The sequence below is a fragment of the Alsobacter sp. P4_H11 genome (genome assembly GCF_056400925.1).
Map to the genome: position 1 here is coordinate 193,587 of NZ_JBFUKI010000004.1, position 21,310 is coordinate 214,896.

Annotated in this window: 16 protein-coding genes and 1 pseudogene; 9 read left to right on the forward strand and 8 right to left on the reverse strand. The window is 68.6% G+C overall.

The window, feature by feature from the left end:
- Positions 1–569 precede the first annotated feature (569 nt).
- From AC1DSZ_RS08665 to AC1DSZ_RS08685, 5 genes are all read left to right on the forward strand, one after another.
- On the forward strand, positions 570–1,967 hold the full coding sequence (locus tag AC1DSZ_RS08665) for an MATE family efflux transporter (protein ID WP_476837976.1): 1,398 nt from the start codon (positions 570–572) through the stop codon (positions 1,965–1,967).
- A gap of 244 nt (positions 1,968–2,211) precedes the next feature.
- A complete protein-coding gene (locus AC1DSZ_RS08670; protein WP_476837977.1) occupies positions 2,212–2,772 on the forward strand; it encodes a biliverdin-producing heme oxygenase in 561 nt (186 codons plus the stop codon).
- Complete coding sequence (locus AC1DSZ_RS08675; RefSeq protein ID WP_476837978.1) at positions 2,765–4,984, forward strand: ATP-binding protein; 2,220 nt, start codon at positions 2,765–2,767, stop codon at positions 4,982–4,984. The genes AC1DSZ_RS08670 and AC1DSZ_RS08675 overlap by 8 nt, the downstream gene beginning before the upstream one ends.
- Positions 4,984–5,451 carry a response regulator gene (locus AC1DSZ_RS08680; RefSeq protein ID WP_476837979.1) on the forward strand — a complete coding sequence of 156 codons (468 nt, stop codon included), beginning with the start codon at positions 4,984–4,986 and terminating at the stop codon, positions 5,449–5,451. Before AC1DSZ_RS08675 ends, AC1DSZ_RS08680 begins: the two co-directional genes overlap by 1 nt.
- Before the next feature lie 3 nt (positions 5,452–5,454).
- Positions 5,455–6,486, forward strand: a complete 1,032-nt coding sequence (locus AC1DSZ_RS08685; protein ID WP_476837980.1) for a sensor histidine kinase — start codon at positions 5,455–5,457, stop codon at positions 6,484–6,486.
- Here AC1DSZ_RS08685 and AC1DSZ_RS08690 read toward each other — a convergent pair.
- Positions 6,483–6,881, reverse strand: coding sequence for a response regulator (locus AC1DSZ_RS08690; RefSeq protein WP_476837981.1), 399 nt, complete (start codon positions 6,879–6,881; stop codon positions 6,483–6,485). The genes AC1DSZ_RS08685 and AC1DSZ_RS08690 overlap by 4 nt on opposite strands.
- A gap of 100 nt (positions 6,882–6,981) precedes the next feature.
- Between AC1DSZ_RS08690 and AC1DSZ_RS08695 the strand changes: the two genes are divergently transcribed.
- On the forward strand, positions 6,982–8,151 hold the full coding sequence (locus tag AC1DSZ_RS08695) for a dipeptidase (protein ID WP_476837982.1): 1,170 nt from the start codon (positions 6,982–6,984) through the stop codon (positions 8,149–8,151).
- A gap of 16 nt (positions 8,152–8,167) precedes the next feature.
- Here AC1DSZ_RS08695 and AC1DSZ_RS08700 read toward each other — a convergent pair whose 3' ends face one another.
- On the reverse strand, positions 8,168–8,407 hold the full coding sequence (locus tag AC1DSZ_RS08700) for a hypothetical protein (RefSeq protein WP_476837983.1): 240 nt from the start codon (positions 8,405–8,407) through the stop codon (positions 8,168–8,170).
- Between the two features lie 254 nt (positions 8,408–8,661).
- Between AC1DSZ_RS08700 and AC1DSZ_RS08705 the strand changes: the two are divergent.
- Together AC1DSZ_RS08705 and AC1DSZ_RS08710 are read left to right on the forward strand one after the other, a co-directional pair.
- A pseudogene (locus AC1DSZ_RS08705) lies at positions 8,662–9,018 on the forward strand (response regulator transcription factor); the annotation flags it as partial.
- A gap of 98 nt (positions 9,019–9,116) precedes the next feature.
- A complete protein-coding gene (locus tag AC1DSZ_RS08710) occupies positions 9,117–9,809 on the forward strand; it encodes a class I SAM-dependent methyltransferase (RefSeq protein WP_476837984.1) in 693 nt (230 codons plus the stop codon).
- Here AC1DSZ_RS08710 and AC1DSZ_RS08715 read toward each other — a convergent pair.
- Entirely contained in the window at positions 9,799–10,203 is a 405-nt protein-coding gene (locus AC1DSZ_RS08715; RefSeq protein ID WP_476837985.1) for a group II truncated hemoglobin, read from the reverse strand. The two genes, AC1DSZ_RS08710 and AC1DSZ_RS08715, sit on opposite strands and share 11 nt — an antisense overlap.
- 478 nt (positions 10,204–10,681) lie before the next feature.
- On the reverse strand, positions 10,682–11,284 hold the full coding sequence (locus AC1DSZ_RS08720) for a hypothetical protein (RefSeq protein WP_476837986.1): 603 nt from the start codon (positions 11,282–11,284) through the stop codon (positions 10,682–10,684).
- Positions 11,285–11,453: 169 nt separating this feature from the next.
- Here AC1DSZ_RS08720 and AC1DSZ_RS08725 point away from each other — a divergent pair, with 169 nt between their 5' ends.
- Positions 11,454–14,171 carry an ATP-binding protein gene (locus AC1DSZ_RS08725; protein WP_476837987.1) on the forward strand — a complete coding sequence of 906 codons (2,718 nt, stop codon included), beginning with the start codon at positions 11,454–11,456 and terminating at the stop codon, positions 14,169–14,171.
- Between the two features lie 24 nt (positions 14,172–14,195).
- Here the strand turns inward: AC1DSZ_RS08725 and AC1DSZ_RS08730 are convergent, their stop codons facing one another.
- The 4 genes from AC1DSZ_RS08730 to AC1DSZ_RS08745 all read right to left on the reverse strand — a co-directional run bounded on the left by AC1DSZ_RS08730 (position 14,196) and on the right by AC1DSZ_RS08745 (position 21,276).
- Positions 14,196–16,292 carry a methyl-accepting chemotaxis protein gene (locus tag AC1DSZ_RS08730; protein ID WP_476837988.1) on the reverse strand — a complete coding sequence of 699 codons (2,097 nt, stop codon included), beginning with the start codon at positions 16,290–16,292 and terminating at the stop codon, positions 14,196–14,198.
- 1,658 nt (positions 16,293–17,950) lie between these two features.
- Positions 17,951–19,579 carry a catalase gene (locus tag AC1DSZ_RS08735; RefSeq protein ID WP_476837989.1) on the reverse strand — a complete coding sequence of 543 codons (1,629 nt, stop codon included), beginning with the start codon at positions 19,577–19,579 and terminating at the stop codon, positions 17,951–17,953.
- A 98-nt stretch (positions 19,580–19,677) separates the two neighbouring features.
- Positions 19,678–19,896: a hypothetical protein gene (locus AC1DSZ_RS08740; RefSeq protein WP_476837990.1), complete on the reverse strand. Its 219-nt coding sequence runs from the start codon at positions 19,894–19,896 to the stop codon at positions 19,678–19,680.
- Positions 19,897–20,163: 267 nt separating this feature from the next.
- A complete protein-coding gene (locus AC1DSZ_RS08745) occupies positions 20,164–21,276 on the reverse strand; it encodes a mandelate racemase/muconate lactonizing enzyme family protein (RefSeq protein WP_476837991.1) in 1,113 nt (370 codons plus the stop codon).
- Between the last annotated feature and the right edge of the window lie 34 nt (positions 21,277–21,310).

The window sequence follows — 21,310 nt, forward strand, 5'->3', positions numbered from 1 at the left end:
CCTAAAGGACGGGCGCTAGACTGGATTGCTTCGCTGTCGCTCGCAATGACGGGAGGGTGGCCCAATGAGTGAGGCTGCTCGCACCACTTTCCATCCCCTCATCCTGAGGAGCGTCGCCCCTTGGCGATGCGTCTCGAAGGACGAGGGAGTCCAGAGCGCTCGACCATTCAGCTTCTGGAAACCCTCGTCCTTCGAGACGCAGGCCCAAGCGGGCCTGCTCCTCAGGATGAGGGGCATCGGGGAGGCGTTGGCCTTCCCGGCGCCGGTCGGTCCAAGCGCCGTCATTGCGAGCCGGAGGCGAAGCAATCCAGTCTAACGGGCAGGCTTCAGGCTGGATTGCGTCGCTGCACAGCAATGACGTGAGGGTGGCCGCGCCTTTTTCGCACCGTCATCCCCGGCGACCTGGAGCAGATCGGGAAGGGGATCCAGGGGCAAAGGCGCTCACCTCTGGATCCATTTCCCGGCGCTTCGCGCCGCCGGGGATGACGGAGAAAGTCGCGCATCTTTCAGCGACAGTGTTGATCAGGCGAGGGTGGCCCCCGGCGGCCAATCGCACTACAACCGCGCGAATGAACGAAGCAATCGCCGCCCGGCCGACCCGCGATGCGTGGGTGGGAGAGATCCGGTCGACCCTTGGCCTGAGCTGGCCGCTGATCCTCACCAACGTGGCCCAGACCGGAATGACGGCGACGGACGTGCTGATGCTCGGCCGGCTGGGGCCGGACGCCGTGGCGGCGAGCGCGCTGGGGGCGAACCTCTATTTCTTTTTCCTGATCTTCGGCATCGGCGTGATGAGCGCCACCTCGGCGCTGGTGGCGGCCGAGCGCGGGCGCAAGCCGCATTCGGTGAAGATGGTGCGCCGCACCGTGCGGCAGGGCATCTGGGCGGCCCTTTGCATCGCGATCCCGTGCTGGATCGTGCTGTGGAATGGCGAAAGCGTGCTGCTGATGCTCGGGCAGGAGCCTCATCTTGCGGCGGCGGCGGGCGGCTACCTGCGGTTCCTGCAATGGAGCATGCTGCCGTTTCTGCTGTATCTTACCTTCCGCTCCTACATGGCCGCGATGGAGCGGCCAGCCTGGGCGATGATGGCGGTGTTCATCGGGCTGGGCGTCAACGCGCTCGCCAACTGGGTGCTGATCTTCGGCAATTGGGGCTTCCCGGCCATGGGGCTGCGGGGCTCGGGGCTGGCGACGCTCAGCGCCACCATCCTGATGGCGTCGATCCTCGTGGCGGTGCTGACCACCGACCGGCGGTTCCGCCGCTATCGGCTCTTCGGTCGGCTCTGGCGCGCCGACTGGCCGCGGTTCAAGGCTTTCTGGGGGATCGGCCTGCCGATCGGCCTCACGGTGATCTTCGAGGTCTCGATCTTTAACGCGGCCGTGATGCTGATGGGGATCATCGGCCCCGATGCGCTCGCCGCGCATGCGGTCGCGATCCAGATCGCGTCGCTGACCTTCATGGTCCCGCTCGGCATCGCGCAGGCCGCGACCGTGCGGGTGGGGAGGGCTTTCGGTTCGCGCGACCGCCATGGCGTGACCGTGGCGGGCTGGACCGGGCTCGCGCTCGGCGTCGGCTTCATGGTCTGCACCGCGATCCTGATGCTGGCCGCGCCGCGGCTGCTGATCGGCGCGTTTCTGGACCTCTCGCTGCCCGCCAACGCGGCCGTGGTGCAAACCGCGACGCTGTTTCTGGCCTTTGCGGCGCTGTTCCAGGTGGCGGATGGCGCGCAGGTGGTGGGCGCCGGGATGTTGCGCGGCCTGCACGACACGCGGGTGCCGATGCTCTACGCGGCGCTCGGCTATTGGGGCATCGGTCTTCCGCTTGGCGCCGTGATGGCGTTTCCGCTCGGCTTCGGCGGCGCCGGCGTCTGGGCCGGGCTGGCGAGCGGGCTCACCGTGGTGGCGGCGCTGATGCTGTGGCGCTGGTCGCGGCGCGATGCGCTGGGGTTGACCGCGGGTCTGCGCTGAAGAGACACGCTGGACGTGCGTTTCGGCTGCAATATAAGGTTGCGGCAACCGGCCAAGGAGCTTTCCCCCCGATGCTCTGGGACCCCGTTCGGCGCGTGCGCTCTGGCGCGCGAGCCGACACCCGTGTTTCGCGCCAGGAGCGCGGAACCGTACAGCACGTCTGGCGTTCATTTTCCCGGACCGCGCGGATAGCCGCCGCGTCGCCGCTGTCGCGCGCCGGCGACTGACCTGGATTCAGGCCGAGATGCTGCTCGACAGACTGAAAACCGAAACGCGTGTGGCGCATGACCGGATCGAGGCCGATCTCGATCTCTTGCGGCCGAACCTGTCCCTCGCCGATTACGCGGCGCTGCTGGCGCGATACCAGGCGTTTTTCCGCGTATGGGAGCCGGCCGTCGGCGAGGCGATAGGCGACGAGGGGTTCTTCGGTCCGCGCCGCAAGCTTCACCTTCTTGATCAGGACCTCGAGGATCTCGGCGTCGAACCGCTCGCCGACGAGCCGCGCGTGGAGCCGTTCGCCACAGCGGCGCACGCCATGGGGTCGCTTTACGTTCTGGAGGGCTCCACCATGGGCGGCCTTGTGATCGCCGCGCATGTCCGGCGGACGCTGGGCGTCAGCGGCCCCGGGGCGCGCTATTTCGAAAACTACGGACGCGACGCGGCGGAGCGCTGGCGCGCTTTCCGGGCCACGCTGGCCGGGATCTCGGCGCCGCAGACGGACGGCGGCGTGGTGGCGGCTGCGCTGCAAACCTTTGAAACCCTCCACCGGTGGCTCGCGCCAGGAAAGGCCGTCGCCCATGGGTGAGCCGCTGACCGATCCGATGCTCGACAGCTGCGCGGTGGAGCCGATCCGCACGCCCGGGAGCATCCAGCCGCATGGCGTGCTGTTCGCGCTGACGCCCGGCGACTGGCGCATCGCGCAGGCCAGCGCCAATGCGGGGCGGGTGCTGTCGCGCCGTGTCGAGGAGGCGCTCGGAGGCGCCTTGCCGGATTTGCTTGCGGATGCGGGCGGCGAGATCGCGGCCGGGCTCGCCAGCGCGGACGGGTTCGCGGCCTCGCGGGTGGTTCGGGTCGGGGGCGTCGACTACCATCCGGTGCTGCATCAGGCCGATGGGCTCGCGGTGCTGGAGTTCGAGGAGGCCGCCCGCGGCGCCGACGTGCGGCTCGAGGACGCCTATTCGGATGTGCGCAAGCTCGCGCAGGACCTGCAGGATTGCGCCGACAGCGACGAGGTCGCCCAGAAGGTGGCGGACGCGGTTCGGCGCGTGACCGGGTTCGACCGGGCGCTCGTGTATCGCTTCGACGCGCAGTGGAGCGGCGAAGTGCTGGGCGAGAGCTCCAACGGCGTGCTGCCGTCCTATCTGGGGCTGCGGTTCCCGGCCTCGGACATTCCCGCCCAGGCGCGCGAGCTCTATCGGCTCAATCGCGTCCGGCAGATCCCGAGCGCGAATTACGAGCCGCAGCCGCTGCTGCGGGCGCGGGACGTCCCGTCGCCGGCCAGCCTCGACCTGTCCTATTCGGTGCTGCGCAGCGTCTCGCCGGTGCATCTCGAATATATGCGCAACATGGGCACGGCCGCGTCCATGTCGATCTCGATCGTCGTCAACGCCCAGCTCTGGGGCCTCATCTCCTGCCACAGCGCAGAGAGCCGGCGCGCGCCGCAGCCGGTGCGGGCCGCCTGCGACTTCATCGGCCAGCTCGCCGCGATGCGGCTGGCGGGCCTGAGCCTCTATGCGGAAGCCGCCGAGCGGGTGCGCCTGCAGGCCGTGCACGCGCGGCTGCTCACCAACATGGCGGTGTCGCACCAGTTCCTGGATGGGCTCGCGCAGGACGGAGAGCGCCTGCTCGCGCTGGCGGGCGCGACCGGTGCGGCGGTGGTGTCGGAGTTCGACGTCCGTGTGGTCGGCGACGCGCCCGACGAGGACGCGATCCGGATGGTGGCGGACAAGCTCGCGGACCTGGTCGAGGACGGCTTCTACGCCACCGACTCGCTGGTGCGCGACATGCCGGAGGCGGCGGCGATCACCGACAAGGCCAGCGGGCTGGCGGCGATCTCGATCTCGCAGATCCACCCCAGCTACGTGATGTGGTTCCGCCCCGAGGTGGTGCGCACCGTCACGTGGGCGGGCGAGCCGGTGAAGAGCCGCGAGCCGGTGACCGGCCGGCTCTCTCCGCGCACCTCCTTCGCGGCCTGGAAGGAGACCGTGAGCCAGACCGCCACGCCGTGGTCGAGGCCGGAGATCGACGCCGTGCGGGGCCTGCGCACGGCCCTGATCGACATCGTGCTGCGCAAGGCCGAGCAGATGGCGGAGCTCTCCGGCGAGCTGGAAAAGTCCAACAAGGAGCTGGAGGCGTTCTCCTATTCGGTGTCGCACGACCTGCGCGCGCCGTTCCGCCACATCGTCGGCTACGCCGAGCTCCTGCGCGAGCGTGACGGCGACAAGTTCGACGACAAGGCCTCGCATTACCTGGAGACCATCATCCAGTCGGCCTTCTCGGCCGGCAGGCTCGTCGACGACCTCCTGAGCTTCTCGCAGGCCGGGCGCGTGACGCTGCATCCCGTTCGGGTCGACATGAACAAGCTCGTCGAGGAGGTGCGCCGGCTGCTGACGCCCGAGACCGAGGGCAAGGATATCGACTGGCGTGTCGAGAAGCTGCCGCCGACGCTGGGCGACCCGAGCCTTCTGCGGCAGGTCTGGCAGAACCTGATCTCCAACGCGGTGAAATACTCGGCCAAGCGCGAGCGCATCGTGATCGAGATCCGGGCCGAGCGCCGGGGCCGCGAGACCGTATACCTCGTGCGCGACAACGGCGTCGGCTTCGACATGGCCTATGTGGGCAAGCTTTTCGGCGTGTTCCAGCGCCTGCACCGGGCCGAGGAATTCGAGGGCACCGGCATCGGGCTCGCCAATGTGCGGCGGATGGTGGAGCGCCACGGCGGCCGCGTCTGGGCCGAGTCGGCGCTCGACCAGGGCGCCGCGTTCTTTTTTGCTTTGCCGAATTCGGAGGGCCGCTGATGGCCGAACTCAGACCCATCCTCCTGGTGGAGGACAGCTCGCGCGACGTCGAGCTGACCCTGGCGGCGCTCGCCAAGTGCCAGCTCGCCAACGAGGTGATTGTCGTCCGCGACGGCGCCGAGGCGCTCGACTTCCTGTATGCGCGCGGCGCCTTCGCGGAGCGCGAGCGGGGCGAACCCGCCGTGGTGCTGCTCGACCTGAAGCTGCCCAAGATCGACGGGCTCGAGGTGCTCGAGAAGATCAAGACCGATCCCGACCTGCGGCCCGTGCCCGTGGTGATGCTCACGTCTTCGCGAGAGGAGCGGGATCTGGTGCGCAGCTACCAGCTCGGCGTGAACGCATTCGTGGTGAAGCCCGTTGATTTCCAGGAGTTCTTCAAAGCCATCCAGGAGCTTGGGATGTTCTGGGCCATCCTCAACGAGCCGCCGCCTCCGGGAACCAGCAAACCCCGGACGGGCGAGGAATAACGCGTGGCGAGCAACAACGGGACGGTGGCCATCCTCCTGGTCGAGGACAGCGAACTCGACGCGGACCTGGCGAACATGTATCTGCGCCGCAGCGGCCTGCAGTTCACCATCAAGCGGGTGGAGGAACGCGAGGCTTTCACGACCGAGCTGATGCGCGGTGGCTATGACCTGATCCTCTCCGACTTCTCGCTGCCGCGCTTCGACGGCATGGCGGCGCTGTCGCTCGCCCGCGAGCTGGCCCCCAATGCGCCCTTCATCTTCGTGTCCGGCGTGCTGGGCGAGGAAATCGCGATCGAGTCGCTGAAGCAGGGCGCCACCGACTACGTGCTGAAGCCGCGCCTGGAGCGGCTTGGGCCGGCCGTGCAGCGCGCGCTGCGCGAAAGCGAGGCGCTGAACCAGCGCCGGCGCGCCGAGGAGCGAACGCGGCTGCTGGTGGCCGAGCTCAGCCACCGGGTGAAGAACACCCTGATGACGGTGATCTCTATCGCGCAGCAGACGATGCGCCGCAGCGACAGCCTGAAAACCTTCGAAACGGCGTTTCTGGGCCGCATGCACGCGTTGGCGGGCGCGCACTCCCTGCTGCTTCGCGCCAACTGGGGCGACATGGACCTGGAGGAGTTGCTGTCCGACGCCTTGAAGGCGTTCCGGCGCGGCGACGGCCGGCATGTCATCCTGCAGGGCGAGCCCGTGCGGCTGCCGCCCCAGCATGCGCTGACCGTGAACCTGATCATTCACGAGCTCGCCACCAACGCGGCGAAATACGGCGCGCTGGCCTCCGACGGCGGGCGCATCTTCGTGGACTGGGCGATTGAGAAGCGCGACGGCGACGACCACCTGCGCCTCACCTGGCGCGAGCAGGACGGGCCGCCCGTGAAGGAGCCGCTGAAGCGCGGCTTCGGCTCCACGCTGATTCAGCGCAGCGTCGGCTTCGAGCTTGGCGGAACCGTGTCGCTGGATTTCCCGGAGACCGGCGTCGTGTGCGTGCTGCAGTTCCCGCTCACGCCCGAGCAGCGCGACATCGCGCTGCAGGCCTAGCTGGCGGGCGAGGCGTCACGCGCCCGGCAGGCGTCGCCGAACGCGCTCTCCATGGCGCGCCGCAGCGCGGCCTCGTCATAGGGCTTGGCGACCTGGGGGAGGGAGCGAAAGGGCGCGGGCAAGACCGGGGTGTCCGCATAGCCGCTGCAAAACAGCACCGGCACGCCGCGCTCGCCGAGGATCTCGGCGACGGGGTAGATCAACCGGCCGCGCACGTTCACGTCGAGGATCGCGGCGTCGAGCTCGGCGCTGCGCGCCTGGGCCTCGGCCTCCTCGATATGCGAAAAGGGACCGACGATGTCGCATCCCATATCGTTCAGAATGTCCTCCAGTGCGAGCGCAACCAGGAGTTCGTCCTCGACAACGAGGACCCGCAAACCGGAGAAATCGTTCATGGTCCCCATAACGCAAGGCCGGGCTGCGGGTTCCGGGGGTGGACGCAGAAATCGGCAGGCCGCAGCCTAGCGTCGCCGCAGAGGCCCCACGGGAGTTTCCATGTCCAAAGATCGCGCCCTCGCCCATGCGTTCGACCTGCTCGAGCGCATTCCCCTGGTGGATGGGCACAACGACCTGCCTTACGTGATCCGCGCCGATCGCGACGCGCGCGGCGACGTCGCCAAATGGGACCCGTCCCGCGCGCACCAGGATCATGACACCGACATCCCGCGCCTGCGGGAAGGCAAGCTGAGCGCCCAGTTCTGGGCCGCGTTCATCCCCACCCACAGCCCGCATCCGGGCCGCACCGTGATGGAGGTGCTGGACGTCATCCTGCAGATGGAGGAGCGCTATCCGGACGTGTTCCTGCCGGCGCGGCGGGCCTCCGATATCCTGCGCGCCAAGAAGCTCGGCAAGATCGCGTCCTTCCTCACGGTGGAAGGCGGCGTCGGGCTGGAAAACAGCCTCTCGCCGCTGCGGATCTGGCACGCGGCCGGCATGCGCCTGATGACGCTCTGCCACAACGAGACGCTGGACTGGGTGGACAGCGCCACCGACGCCCCCAGGCATGGCGGCCTGACGCGCTTCGGCGAAGCCGTCGTGCTGGAGCTCAACCGGCTTGGCGTGATTGTCGATCTCGCCCATGTGGCGCCCAGCGTCATGCGGCAGGTTCTCGGCCTGTCGCGCGCTCCGGTGGTGTTCAGCCACTCCAACGCGTTTGCGCTGTGCGACCACCCGCGCAACGTGCCGGACGACGTGCTCGATCTCGTGAAGCCGAACGGCGCGCTCGTGATGGCGACCTTCGTGCCCACCTTCATCAGCCAGGACGTCCGGGATCATTTCAAGCCGCTGAGCGACCCCTACGGCAAGGCCCCTCCGGTGGAGGACGCGCAGGCGGTTTCGGCGCCCAGCCGCCGCACGGGCGCCATTCCGCCGGCGACGCTGGAGCAGCTGTGCGACCACATCCAGTACATCGCGCAGCGCACCGGCCCGAATCATCTCGGCATCGGGTCGGACTTCTATGGCGGGAGAGTCCCGGTCGGGCTGGAAAACGTCAGCCGCTTCCCGCACCTGCTCGCCGAGTTGATCCGGCGAGGCTGGTCGGATGATGCGATCGCGGGAATCTCGGGCCTCAACTTCCTGCGCGTGTTTCGCAAGGTGGAGGCGACCGGGCGCAAGCTGCGGGCGAGCGAGCCGCCGCGCGTCGGGCGGATCATGGACTTCAGCTAGTCAGCTGGAGGAGGGCTCAGGCCCAGACGAGCGCGTTGGGCTCAGCGTAGATCCGCTGCGCCCGCGCCGCGCCGAAGAGGCTGCGGGCGATCCGGCTCGCGGGCTGGGGACGGGCCACCGCGCGGTTGTCGCCGTCCAGCGCGAAGGCGTCGGGGTCATACGCGATCGCGCCGCCCGCCGCCGAAGCGATCACGCGGCGCAGGCGGTCCATGCCCTCAGGGTCGATCTCGATGGCGCGGGCGTTCAGATGCGGCATGGATCGTCCCCCTCGTTTGTCGTCTTCTCGGGCTGCGCTCTCGCGTCGGCGTGGCCCGGCTTGTTCATCAACGTTGATGCCGGAGACTTGTTCCTGAAACTTCACCGAAAGGAGCGACAATTTTCCGCCCGGCCCCGGCTTGGGCGTAGCGGCGCCCGAGCCGTTCCCCCAAAGGGAGGTGGCGAACCGTCGATTGTGACCAAACGGACCGAGTGCTAGGCTCCCGCCGCTATCCAGGCACGAGGGGCCGGCGCATGACAGCCACGATCGCGATCGCCGAGGACGAGGCCGATCTGCTCGACGCCGTGGCCGAATATTTGACCGCGCACGGCTTCAGGGTGCTGGCCGCCCGCGATGGCGCAGCCTTTCGCAGCATCGTCGGCCGGGAGACGATCGACGTGGCCGTGCTGGACATCTCGATGCCGGGCGAGGACGGGCTTTCGCTGGCGCGCTGGGTGATGGAGCAGGGCGAAGCCGGCATCATTTTCGCGAGCGCGCATGGCGGCGACATCGATCGCGTCGTGGGCCTTGAACTCGGCGCTGACGATTACGTCGTGAAGCCCTATGATCTGCGGGAGTTGCTGGCCCGCATCCGCGCGGTGTTGCGGCGCGTGGGCGTCGCGGCCGGGTCCGCGCCTTTCGCGGCCGCGCCGCGGCAGGTCGCCTGATCGAGGCTGCTGCGCCTTTCCGTTCCTCCGAGGCTTTCTGAATGCACTGCAACCTGTGCGGCGGCGACCGCTTCACCGACATGCCCAAGCGCCCGCAGGTTCGCTGCGCCTCCTGCGGCTCGCTGGAGCGCACCCGCTTGGTGGGGCTGCACATCCAGGAGCGTATCCGCCCCGCGGCAGGCTCGCGCATCCTGCATTTCGCGCCGGAGAGGGGGCTTGCGGCGCTGCTGCGCCCGATCGGCGGCGACCATTACGACGCCGTCGACATCGAGCCGGGAAAATACCCGGGGCTCGGGGTGCGGCGGTTCGACCTGTGCGCCGACGTGTTCGACCTGCCCCGCGGCCACTACGACCTGATCGTGCACAACCACGTGCTGGAGCACATCCGCTGCAGCTATTCGGTTCCGCTGATCCGCCTCGCGCAGGCTCTCGCGCCCGGCGGCGTGATGCTGTTCACGATACCGATCCTGCCCGGGCCTTTCACGGAAGAACTCGTCGACCTGCCCGAAGCGCAGATGATCGAGCGTTTCGGCCCGATGATCCACGTGCGCCGCTTCGGCGACGCGTTCATCCCCGACACGATCGGGATGATCTTCCGCACCCCGGCGCGCTACGACGTCACCGAGCGCTTCAGCCCGGAGCGGCTGCGCGAGATCAACCTTCCCGAGCGGCACTGGCGCGCCTGGACGGGATCCAGCGTGTTCGAGGTGCGGCCGGACGACCTCAGGGTCTGACCGCCCCGTCGGGCCGGTTGTTCATGTGGCGGGCCAGCGCCTCGACGCGCGGCAGCACGACCGCGGCCGCGGCCTCGTTCGGGACCGTCTCGGCCCAGGCCTGGCGAAAGCACGCGAGCCAGCCCTCGATCTCGTCATGGCCGATCGGCGCATGCAGGTGCCGGGCGCGCAGCATCGGCGGCCCGTTCTTCTGCACGTAGATCGGGGGACCGCCGAGCCAGCCGGTTAGATAATCGAACAGCTTCGCCTCGCTGCCCGCCAGGCTCGCCGGATGAACAGCCCTGCACGCCGCCGCCTCCGGCAGGCTGTCCATCAGCGCATAGAACCGCCGCGTCAGCGCCCGCACGACGGCCTCGCCGCCGATGAGATCGTAAAGGGAAACCGTGCTCGACATGCGCCCGCCATAGCGCAGCCGCCGACGCCGGACAATGCCGCTCGGGGCGGGTGAGCGCCGCTCCTCAGGTTGATCGAGGCGCCGGGGCCATCCTCCCGTTTATTGCGGGCCGATGGCGAAGCAATCCAGCCTAACGCCGGGCCGTTAGACTGGATTGCTTCGCCTCCGGCTCGCAATGACGGCGAGGGGCTGCGGCATCGAGGATTGTTCGCCGTCATCCCCGGCGGCGCGGAGCGCCTGGAAGGGGATCCAGGGGTGAGCGCCTTTGCCCTGGATCCCCTTCCTGACCTGCTACGCAGGTCGCCGGGGATGACGGCGGCATGGAAATGGCGTCGCTGCGAGGCCGGGGCCACCCTCCATCATTGCGAGCGCAGCGAAGCAATCCAGCCTAATGCCGGGCCTCTAGACTGGATTGCTTCGCCTTCGGCTTGCAATGACGGCGAGGGGCAACCACGCGCAGGGCGACGCCATACGCCCGTCAGGGCTTCGGGCGACGGCCGGCGCGCTCGTTCTGTTCGGCTTCGGACGGCGGCGTCGTGGCGACGCTGCCGAAGGTTTCGCCCGGGGGGGCGCCCGGGACCACGCCCCCGCCCTCCATCGGATCGACGTCGAGGGGCGGCGTGCCGGACGGCCCGGGATGCTGGGACGGATCGTTCGCCGGCTCGTCGGCGGCTGTGGGCTTGTTTGACATCGGGGCCTCCACAGCCGCAATGCCCATGATCCCCATCGCGTTCCAGTTGATGGGGGCGCGCCCGCTTCCATGAGCGAGTTGGCGGATAACCGCCGCCGCGAGATCACGGAAACGCCGCTGCTCCTGGTCGGAAAAGTCCCGATCGAGATCGAACTCGATGTGGTTTGGCTGACTGCGCGCTACGCCCGCAAACGCGTCCGGAATGGAGTTGGCCAGCAAGGCCGCCACTGTCTCGATGGATCGCTCGCGCTGGTCGGACTCGTTGGCGGACGCAAAATCCGTGCGTCCTGGAGGGTCGTTTCGCATCATCGCACCACCCCCGCCCCTGCACGATTGCAAAACACGTTGATCTCTTACGGACGGAACCCTGCTCTGGATCTGCAAATACATAAAAATTTATCAAACTGTCTGGCGTCAAGTCGGAAGGCGTTCGCCGATCGACAGCCGCGTACAAATATGGAACTTTCCCGCATGCGCACCGGCTGACTCGAAAGTTTTCGGCCCTTTTGGTGAAATTCGGCTCGTCGCCGCGGCCAAAGCTCAACAGAATACCGGGGTCATGGGGACAGGCGACACAAACAATCTGCGGAAATCGGCGACGCTCGGCTCCATTACCGGGGTCATGGGGCTGTTCGGGCTCGCGCTGATCCTGATCTCGTTTCTTCTTCTCGCCACCGAACTCCGCCGCCAGATGCGGCGCGACGCCATCGGCGAACTGCAAAGCCAGGCCTTTCTGCTGTCAGACCATGCCGGTCGCCTGATCGAGGTGGTGGATGTCGCGCTGCGCAGCGCCACGGCGGCGGTTGGCCAGCGTGAGTTGGCGAGCCTGGAGGGAGACAAGGCCCTTTTCGAGCAGCTCAAGGCGCTCACCGACGCATTGCCCTATGTGGAGGACATCTGGCTGAACGACGCCGCCGGCCTCCTGCGGTTCACCACCTTCGCGATGCCGGCGCCCTATTCGGACGCCTCGGACCGCGACGCCTTCAAGGCGGTGACGGCGGCTGGCGACAGGCTGTTCATCGGCGAACGCATCCTGGGGCGGGTCACCGGCCAGCCTACCTTTCTGCTGGCGCGCCGGCTGAGCCGGGCCGATGGCGCTTTTGGCGGCATGGTTTCGGCCACCGCCGACCTGCGCTACTTCGGCGAATACTGGAAGCGGATCCCGCTGCCCTACGACGCGCGCGTCACGTTGAGGCGGGCTCCCGCGCTGGACGTTTTGGATCGCTATCCGGAGATCACCGAATACGTGGGCGCGCAGCCGCCTTCCGTGATGCAGGCCGCCATCTCGGCGACCCCCGAAAGCGGCGTGATGGGCGAGTATGTCGGCGCCGACGGCACGACGCGTTTCGGCGCCTACCGCCGCGTCGGCGACAAGCCGCTTTATGTATCCGTCACCGTTTCGGAAGCCGCGCTCCACGCGGCCTGGCGCGATCGCGTCACCGTCTACGGCGTCTATGCGGCCACGGCCTGGCTGGCCTTCGGGGCGCTCAGCTTCCTTGGCTTCCGCCAGGCCCGCCGGGAAGCCGAGGGCACAAGGGCGCTCGAGCGGGCTCAAACCGATCTGGCGGCCGTGAATGTCGGCCTCGAGCGCACGGTCGCGGAGCGGACCCGGGAGCTGCGCGAGAGCGAAGGCCAGCTTCGCCTGATCCTCGAAAGCGCCACCGACTCGGCCATCCTCAGCACGGATCTCACCGGGGTGATCCGCACCTGGAATGTCGGCGCGGAGGCCGTGCTGGGCTGGACCGCCGCCGAGGCGGTCGGCCAGCATCTGCGCATCATCTTCACGCCGGAGGACCGCGCCGCGTTCGTGCCCGACATGGAGCTCGGCCAGGCGCTGGCGGCCGGCCGGGCGTCGGACGACCGCTGGATGGTGCGACGAGACGGCGAACGCTTCTTCGCCACCGGCGCGCTGCTGCCCATGCGGGGCGGCGAAGGCGGGGCGCCGTCCGGTTTCCTGAAGATCCTGCGCGACCGCACGCGCGAGTTCGAGGTGGAGGAGGCCAAGCGTTCGCTGAACGAGACGCTGGAGCAGCTCGTGACGGCCCGCACGCGCGAGCTGGAGGCCGCCAACGCCCAGCTGGTCGCCGAGGCGGCGAGCCGGCAGCGCGCCGAGGAGCAGCTGCGCCAGTCGCAGAAGATGGAGGCGCTCGGACGCCTCACGGGCGGCGTCGCGCATGATTTCAACAACCTGCTCACGGTGGTGACCGGCAATCTCGACATGTTGGGCCGACGCCTCGCCCCCGGCGAGGACGCGCGGGCCAAGCGCCTGCTCGGCCAGGCTGTGGAGGGCGCGGACCGCGCCGCCGCGCTGACGCAGCGCCTGCTCGCCTTCTCGCGCCAGCAGCCGCTCGCGCCCGAGCCCGTGGACGTCAACCGGCTGGTGGCCGGGATGTCCGACCTGCTGGAGCGCACGCTGGGCGAGAACATCGCGATCGAGACCGTGCTGGCCGGCGGCTTGTGGCGCACGCATGCGGACCCGAACCAGCTCGAGAACGCCGTGCTGAACCTCGCCGTGAATGCCCGCGACGCCATGCCGGACGGCGGCAAGCTGACCATCGAGACCGTGAACTCCCACCTGGACGAGAGCTATCTGGCGGGCCGCGAGGAGATCGCGCCGGGGCAGTACGTGATGATCGCGGTCTGCGACACCGGCGCGGGCATGGCGGCGGACGTGGTCGCCAAGGCGTTCGAGCCTTTCTACACCACAAAGGCGGTCGGCAAGGGGACGGGGCTCGGCCTGTCGCAGGTCTATGGCTTCGCCAAGCAGTCCAACGGCCACGCGGCGATTTATTCGGAGCCCGGGCAAGGCACTACCGTGAAGATCTACCTGCCGCGCTACCGCGCCGTGGGAGAGCGCGCCAGCCTGCCGGAGCCCCAGGCCGCAACCGCGATTGCGTCCGGGCAGGGTGAAACGATCCTCGTCGTGGAAGACGAGATGCTGGTGCGCAACCTCTCGGTGGCGGCCCTGGAGGACGCCGGCTATCGCGTGCTCGCGGCCGAGGATGGGCCGAGCGGGCTGGCGTTGTTCGACGCCCATCCGGAGATCGACCTGCTGTTCACGGACGTGATCCTGACCGGGCCCATGAACGGCCGCATGGTCGCCAACGAGGCTCTGAGCCGCCGGCCTGACCTGAAGGTGCTGTTCACCACCGGCTACACCCGCAACGCCATCGTGCATCACGGGCGGCTGGACGAGGGCGTGCAGCTTCTCACCAAGCCGTTCACGGCGACCAGCCTCGCCGCCAAGGTGGCGGCGGTGCTGAAGGGCCGCGGCTAGGCCGGCGCGACTGGCGCGGCCCGGTCAGGCCGCGCGGCGCGCATGGGCGATCGTCTCGATCTGGAACTCGCCGATCAGCGCGTTGAGGCGCTCGACCTCCTCGGTGAGGGTGGCGGCCGAGGCGGCGCTCTCTTCCGCCAGCGCGGCGTCCTGCTGGGTGACCTGCTCCATCTCGGACACGGCGTCCCCCATGGCGGCGATGCGCTGCATCTGGTCGGCGGCTGCGTTCGAGATGCCGTCGACGTCGCCCGCGACCTGGCGGGCGGCCGAGACGATCTGCGACAGCGCCTCGCCGGTGGAGCGCACCAGGGCGGCGCCCTGCGCGATCTCGGCCGACGAGGTCGCGATCAGGCCGCTGATGTCGCGCGAGGATGCGCCGGCGCGCTGGGCCAGGGTCCGCACTTCCGAGGCCACCACCGCGAAGCCCTTGCCGGCGTCGCCGGCCCGGGCCGCCTCCACGGCGGCGTTCAGCGCCAGCAGGTTGGTCTGGAACGCGATGTCGTCGATCAGCGTGGTGATCTCGCTGATGCGCTTGGACGCGCCCTCGATCCGCCCCATCGCATCCACCGCCTGCACCACCACGCCGCCGCCCGTCTCGGCGACGGACATGGCTTTGCGCGCGGCCTGGGCGGCGTCCGCCGAGGCGTGCGCGGAGGCGCGCACGGAGAGGGCGAGCTCTCGCGCGCGGGCGCCTGCGAGGTCGAGCGAGGCCGCCTGAGTCTGCGTGCGCTGCGCGAGGTCGTCCGACGCGCCCGCGAGCTCGCCCACATGCGCCCGGATGGCGCCCGCGGTCGCCAGCACCTCGCCCATGGCCGCGCGCATCTGCTGCGCCGCCTCGTTGAAATCGTGCCGGAGGGCTTCGTAGTCGGGCGGGAAGGGGGCGTCGATGTGGACCGTGAGGTCGCCCGTGGAGAGACCTTTCAGGGCTTCGGCGAGAACCTGCACCACGTCGGCCTGCTCGCGGCTCGCGGCGGCGCGGTCGGCCTCGTTGCGGCGGGTTTCGGCCTCACGCGCCAGGCGCTCGCCCTCGGTCATGCGGCGCTCGTCCTGCGCCTCGCGCTCCAGGCGCTCGCGGTCGATCGCGGCCTGCCGGAAGGTGAGCACCGCCTGGGCCATCTGGCCGATCTCGTCGCCGCGCTCCGCCCCGGGCGCCTCGACGTCCATGGCGCCGCCCGCAAGCGCCAGCATGGCGTCGCGCAGCCGCGCCAGCGGCCGGGAGGTCGTGCGGGTCATGATGAAGGCCGACAGAAGCCCGACCAGCACGCCGGCCAGGATGGCGGCCAGGATCACGGCCTGCGTGAAGCCCTGGGCGGCCGCCAGCCGTTGCGCGGCGGCGTCGCCGTCGGCGGCGGCTTTCTGGTCGAGGTCGGCCAGCATCGGGCCAACCACGTCGAAGGCGCCGCTGAGCTTCTCGGCGGCCTGGACGAATTCGTTTTCGGCCGTGCTCCAGGCCGTGAAGGCTTCCCCATAGGCGTCGAGTTCGGTGGCCAGCTCGGCCTGCTTGGACCATGGCACGGTCAGTTTGCCGATGGCGCGCTCGATCCGGCTCTTGCTGGCCTCGAAGGCCCCGAGCTGGCTGTTGTCGGTGGAGCGCCGATATTCGGAGCGCGCGGCCTTCATGGTCGCGAGCGACTGGAGAATGCGCTCGGTCATCACCGCGTCGGCGTCGTCCACCGCGCCGCGCAGGCTGCTGGTGAACTTGTCGCCCGCTTCGGCCACGGCCGCGGCGCGGCCGTCGAAACCCTCCGCGCCGATCTCCGTCTTCAGCTTCTGCAAGGCGGCGAACTGCGCCGCCAGAGCCTCGCCGTGCTGTTTCGCGGACTTCAGCTCCGCGTCATAGCGTTCGGCCAGGGGCAGTTCACGCCACGCGGCCGCAACTCCATCAGACCGCTTCAACGCTGCGCCGAACTGTTCGACGTCCACGTCGTCGCGCCGAAAGCGCAGGTCGCGGCTGATGCTCTTCAGGTCCGTCTGCGCGATCCCGAACAGCTGCGCCTGCTGGCGGATCGCCGAAAAACGCTGCGCTTCGTCGAACGCCGCCGCAACGCGCCGGCTTCCGTCAACATAAACTCCACCGACCACCAGCAATCCCAGGATCGATGCACAGCTCAAAATTGTCATGCGCGCGGAAATCGAAACTTTGCTGAAGGACAACGCCATGACGGGCTCCGGCCAAAACACCCGTTTTTCATAAGCCGGAAGGGATGAACAAAGCTTTGCGGATGCAGACTTTGGTCGAGGCTCCGTAAGTCCATGTTTCAGGCAGTCGCCTATTTTACGTTCACGCTTGCAACCTGCAGTTGATTATAATGACTGACTACGACAAAGACGGGAATAGTCGCGAAATCTGGCTGCTTGCTGGCTGTTGTTGTCGCCGCGGCGCTGGGAAACCCCTGCCGCGCCCGCTCCCGGCCGTCATTGCGAGCCGGAGGCGAAGCAATCCAGTCTAGAGGCCCGGCGGCAGGCTGGATTGCTTCGCTGCGCTCGCAATGACGGGAGGGTGGGTCAGGCGCCGCAGACACTCCACTTTCATTCCGCCGTCATCCCCGGCGACCTGCGCAGCAGGTCGGGAAGGGGATCCAGGGGCAAAGGCGCTCACCTCTGGATCCCCTTCCCGGCGCTGCGCGCCGCCGGGAATGACGGTGGTGGTGACTGCGCGAAATCCCTCCCTGATGAGGGTCCTCGCTTTCCTAGCGCCTCGTCGTCATTGCGAGCCGGAGGCGAAGCAATCCAGTCTGATTGCCCGGCGTTAGGCTGGATTGCTTCGCTGTCGCTCGCAATGACGGGAGGGTGGGTCAGGCGCCGCAGACACTCCACTTTCATTCCGCCGTCATCCCCGGCGACCTGCGCAGCAGGTCGGGAAGGGGACCCAGGGGCCAGGGGCGCTCACCCCTGGATCCCCTTCCCGGCGCTCCGCGCCGCCGGGGATGACGGTGGTGGGGACTGCGCGAAATCGCTCCCTGATGAGGGTCCTCGCTTTCCTAGCGCCTCGTCGTCATTGCGAGCCGGAAGCGAAGCAATCCAGTCTAATTGCCCGGCGTCAGGCTGGATTGCTTCGCTGTCGCTCGCAATGACGGGAGGGTGGGTCAGGCGTCGCAGCGACTCCACTTCCATGTGCCGCCGTCATCCCCGGCGACCTGCGGAGCAGGTCGGGAAGGGGACCCAGGGGCCAGGGGCGCGCACCCCTGGATCCCCTTCCCGGCGCTCCGCGCCGCCGGGGATGACGGTGGTGGGGACTGCGCGAAATCGCTCCCTGATGAGGGTCTTTCCTAGCGCCTCGTCGTCATTGCGAGCCGGAAGCGAAGCAATCCAGTCTAATTGCCCGGCGTCAGGCTGGATTGCTTCGCTGGCGCTCGCAATGACGGGAGGGTGGGGCAGGCGCCGCAGCGACTCCACCTCCATGTGCCGCCGTCATCCCCGGCGACCTGCGCAGCAGGTCGGGAAGGGGATCCAGAGCAAAGGCGCTCACCCCTGGATCCCCTTCCCGGCGCTGCGCGCCGCCGGGGATGACGGTGGTGGGGACTGCGCGAAATCCCTTCCTGGTGAGGTCCTCGCCTTCTCAACGCCTCGCATTCATTGCGAGCCGGAGGCGAAGCAATCCAGTCTAGGGGCCCGGCGTTAGGCTGGATTGCTTCGCTGTCGCTCGCAATGACGGGAGGGCTCCCCGGGATCGCGAGGCTTCAGGCTCGCAATCTCTCCGACGCCGCAGAGAGGCGAGCCTGGAGGCTCGCGGTCCGGGGGCGGCGTGGATCAATCCGCGCCGCCTCAAGCGATGGCGCTTACTCCGCGGCCTGGCTCGAGCGGCTGCCGCTTTCGGGCCTGCCGTCCGTGTAGGTGACGCGGTCGCGGTGGCGGTTGGGGCCGGGGTGGCCGGGCAGGGGCGGCAGGGCCTTGGCCTTTTCGAGGTCAATGCCGGCGCCCTCGGCGACGCGGCGGCCGTAGTCCTCGTCGCAGTGCCAGAAGTGCCAGACCATGCGCAGAGCGATGGGCTCGGGGCACTGCTTCATGTCGTCGACCAGATTGGCGATCAGGTCGTCGCGCTCCCAGTCCTCGAAGGTCCGGTAACGCTCGCCGGTCTGCCGGTAGTCGTCGCCCGTGCGGGTGGTCTGGTAGCGGCCGAGGTGGCCCTCCACGAAGGGGTGGTAGTCGCGGGCAGGCTTGGGCGCCTCGCGCAGGCCGCCCATGGCGCTCGGCTCGTAGTTGACGTGCGGGTTCTCGCCGCCGCCGTCGACATGGTAGGTCATCTGGCCGTCGCGCTGGTTGGTGGCCGCGCGGGCGCGCTCCTGCGGGGCGTTGACGGGCAGTTGCAGGTAGTTGGGGCCGACGCGGTAGCGCTGCGTGTCCGAATAGGACAGCGTCCGCCCCTGCAGCATCTTGTCGTCCGAGAAGTCGATCCCGTCCACCAGCACGCCGGTGCCAAAGGCCGACTGCTCGGTTTCGGCGAAGAAGTTGTTGGGGTTCTTGTCCAGCACGAGCCGGCCGACGGGCAGCAGCGGGAACTGGTCCTCGGGCCAGCGCTTGGTGTCGTCCAGCGGATCGAAATCGAGCTCGGGGTGGTCGTCGTCCGACATGATCTGGACGCACATCTCCCACTCGGGATAGTCGCCGCGATCGATCGCGTCATAAAGGTCACGGGTGGCGTGGCCGACATCCATGGCCTGGATCTTGGCGGCCTCGGGGCTCGTGAGGTTCTTCACGCCCAGCTTGGGTTCGAAGGAGAACTTCACCAGCACGGCCTCGCCCTGGTCGTTGACCAGCTTGTAGGTGTTCACGCTGGAGCCCTGCATGTGGCGATAATCCGCCGGGATGCCCCAGGGGCTCTTCACCCAGGTCACCATGTGCAGCGACTCGGGGTGGTGCATCACGAAGTCGAAAAAGCGCCAGGCTTCCTGCCGGTTGGACACCGGGTCCGGCTTGAAGGCGTGGATCATGTCCGGGAACTTGATGGCGTCCCGGATGAAAAAGACCTTGAGGTTGTTGCCGACCAGGTCCCAGTTGCCGTCCACGGTCTTGAACTTGATCGCGAAGCCGCGCGGGTCGCGGGCGGTCTCGGGGCTCTCCTTGCCGCCGATCACCGTGGAGAAGCGCAGGAACACGGGCGTCTTCACGCCGGCCTGGGTCAGCACCTTGGCGCGGGTGTATTTGGCGGCCGGCTCGTCGCCGATCTTGCCATAGGCCTCGAAATAGCCGTGCGCGGCCGTGCCCCGGGCGTGGACGACGCGCTCGGGAATGCGCTCGCGGTCGAAATGCGTGATCTTCTCGATGAACTGGTAGTTCTCAAGGGTCGCGGGGCCGCGCTCGCCGACGCTGCGCAGGCTCTGGTTGTCCGACACCGGGTGGCCCTGCCGGGTGGTCAAAACCTTGCCGGTCTCCGGGGCGCCGGGTTGTTTCTGGCCTGATTCGCTCATGAGGGGTCTCCGCTTGTCGGGGTCGGGAACCCCGGGCGGGGGGGAGGCCCGGGGCGTTGTCGCGCTCCGGCCGCGGGGGCGGCCGAAGCGGGGCGTTCTCAGTCTGCGTCTTCGCTCGCGACGATTTCGCAAGCTTCGTCGGTGGCTTCCTCGGTGAAGCCCGGCAGGGGCTCGGTGGCCTGGTCGCCGCAATACTCGTCGACGAGGTTGTCACGCTGCAGGATTTCGGCGGCCTCGCGGGCATCCGTTTGCCGCTGGGCGAAAGCCGCGACGGGGGCGCACGCCACGCAGGCGGCTAGGACGATGATTCGGATCATGAACACTCCTCTGAGTTGTGCCGAGGGTGTGCGTCAATCACGTCGTCTCCATGGCGACGTGCTCTTCTTTTGCGAACTCGGGCGGGGCTGTAGACGCGTTGAGGGGAGTTTCGCCGCCGTCATCCCCGGCGGCGCGAAGCGACGGGAAGGGGATCCAGGAGACCGGGCGAAGTTTCCGGCGGCAGCCCCTGGATCCCCTTCCCGACCTGCTGCGCAGGCCGCCGGGGATGACGGCGGAGGGCTGGAAACACTGGAACAGCTTGGCGCTCAGGCCGCATAGGGCTCCAGCTTGTCCCAGACGAAGGACACGCCCGTGCCGGGTTCGTCGGGGGCGACAGCGAGGCCGTTCTTCATCACGAGCGGGCGGGTGGTGTAGCGGTCGATCGGGAAGCTGTGGACCTCGATCCAGCCAGCCCGGGCGACGTCGGGCGGGTCCTGCCCGGCGACAAGGCTGACATGCAGCTCCTGCATGCCGTGGCTGCACACCGGCAGGCCCTTGCGGCGGCCGAGCGAGGCGGCGCGGAGCCAGCCGGTGATCCCGCCGCAATTGGAGCCGTCGGGCTGGATGAAGGACAGCGCCGCATGGTCGAGCGCCAGCTCGAATTCGTGGATGGTGTGGAGGTTCTCGCCCATGGCGAGCGGTATGCCGGTTTCGCGGGCGATCCGGGCGTAGCCGAAATAGTCGTCCGGAATGGTGGGCTCCTCGAACCAGAGGAGATCGTAGGGCTCGAACGCGACCGCGGCCGCGATGGATTGCTCCACGCTGAGCGCGTAGTTGGCGTCCACGGCGAAGCGGACGTCCGGGCCGATGCGCTCGCGCACGGCCGCCACGCGGGCGACGTCGTCGGCGAGATCGGGCCGGCCGACCTTGATCTTCACGGCGTTGAACCCGGCGTCGAGATAGGAACCGACGCTGGCGACGAGCTTTTCGGTGGAGAAGCCAAGGTCGATGCCGCCGCGATAGGCCTTGGCGGTGCGGCCGGCGCCGCCGGCCATGCGCCAGAGCGGGGCGTTCTCGCCTTTGCCGCGCAGGTCCCACAACGCGATGTCGACCGCCGAGATCGCGAAGGACGCTACGCCGCCGCGCCCGACATAGTGGACGTGCCACTGCATGCCGTCATAGAGCGCGTCGATGTCGGCGGCGTCCTGGCCCAGGAGAAAGGGCGCGAGGTCGTGCTCGATCATGGCCAGGATGGCGGCGCCGCCCTTGCCGCCCGTGTAGGTGTAGCCCGTGCCCTCGCGGCCGTCGGCGAGCCGAATGGTGGCCGTGACGAGCTGGAAATGCGTGTGGTCGCCGTGCTTGGAGTCCGACAGCACCTCGTCCAGCGGCACGTTGAACAGGCGCGCCTTCACATCCCGGATGATCGAGCCTGCCGCCATGGGTATCCTCCGCTTGGGCGCGCGGCTCGGGGGC

Excerpts from the sequence above, each read along its gene's own strand:
- AC1DSZ_RS08690 (WP_476837981.1), bottom strand. The coding sequence starts at position 6,881 with ATGAACGATTTCTCCGGTTTGCGGGTCCTCGTTGTCGAGGACGAACTC.
- AC1DSZ_RS08710 (WP_476837984.1), top strand. The coding sequence starts at position 9,117 with ATGCACTGCAACCTGTGCGGCGGCGACCGCTTCACCGACATGCCCAAG.
- AC1DSZ_RS08700 (WP_476837983.1), bottom strand. The coding sequence starts at position 8,407 with ATGCCGCATCTGAACGCCCGCGCCATCGAGATCGACCCTGAGGGCATG.
- AC1DSZ_RS08745 (WP_476837991.1), bottom strand. The coding sequence starts at position 21,276 with ATGGCGGCAGGCTCGATCATCCGGGATGTGAAGGCGCGCCTGTTCAAC.
- AC1DSZ_RS08725 (WP_476837987.1), top strand. The coding sequence starts at position 11,454 with ATGGGGACAGGCGACACAAACAATCTGCGGAAATCGGCGACGCTCGGC.
- AC1DSZ_RS08740 (WP_476837990.1), bottom strand. The coding sequence starts at position 19,896 with ATGATCCGAATCATCGTCCTAGCCGCCTGCGTGGCGTGCGCCCCCGTC.
- AC1DSZ_RS08665 (WP_476837976.1), top strand. The coding sequence starts at position 570 with ATGAACGAAGCAATCGCCGCCCGGCCGACCCGCGATGCGTGGGTGGGA.
- AC1DSZ_RS08720 (WP_476837986.1), bottom strand. The coding sequence starts at position 11,284 with ATGTATTTGCAGATCCAGAGCAGGGTTCCGTCCGTAAGAGATCAACGT.
- AC1DSZ_RS08735 (WP_476837989.1), bottom strand. The coding sequence starts at position 19,579 with ATGAGCGAATCAGGCCAGAAACAACCCGGCGCCCCGGAGACCGGCAAG.
- AC1DSZ_RS08695 (WP_476837982.1), top strand. The coding sequence starts at position 6,982 with ATGTCCAAAGATCGCGCCCTCGCCCATGCGTTCGACCTGCTCGAGCGC.
- AC1DSZ_RS08675 (WP_476837978.1), top strand. The coding sequence starts at position 2,765 with ATGGGTGAGCCGCTGACCGATCCGATGCTCGACAGCTGCGCGGTGGAG.
- AC1DSZ_RS08670 (WP_476837977.1), top strand. The coding sequence starts at position 2,212 with ATGCTGCTCGACAGACTGAAAACCGAAACGCGTGTGGCGCATGACCGG.
- AC1DSZ_RS08680 (WP_476837979.1), top strand. The coding sequence starts at position 4,984 with ATGGCCGAACTCAGACCCATCCTCCTGGTGGAGGACAGCTCGCGCGAC.
- AC1DSZ_RS08730 (WP_476837988.1), bottom strand. The coding sequence starts at position 16,292 with ATGACAATTTTGAGCTGTGCATCGATCCTGGGATTGCTGGTGGTCGGT.
- AC1DSZ_RS08715 (WP_476837985.1), bottom strand. The coding sequence starts at position 10,203 with ATGTCGAGCACGGTTTCCCTTTACGATCTCATCGGCGGCGAGGCCGTC.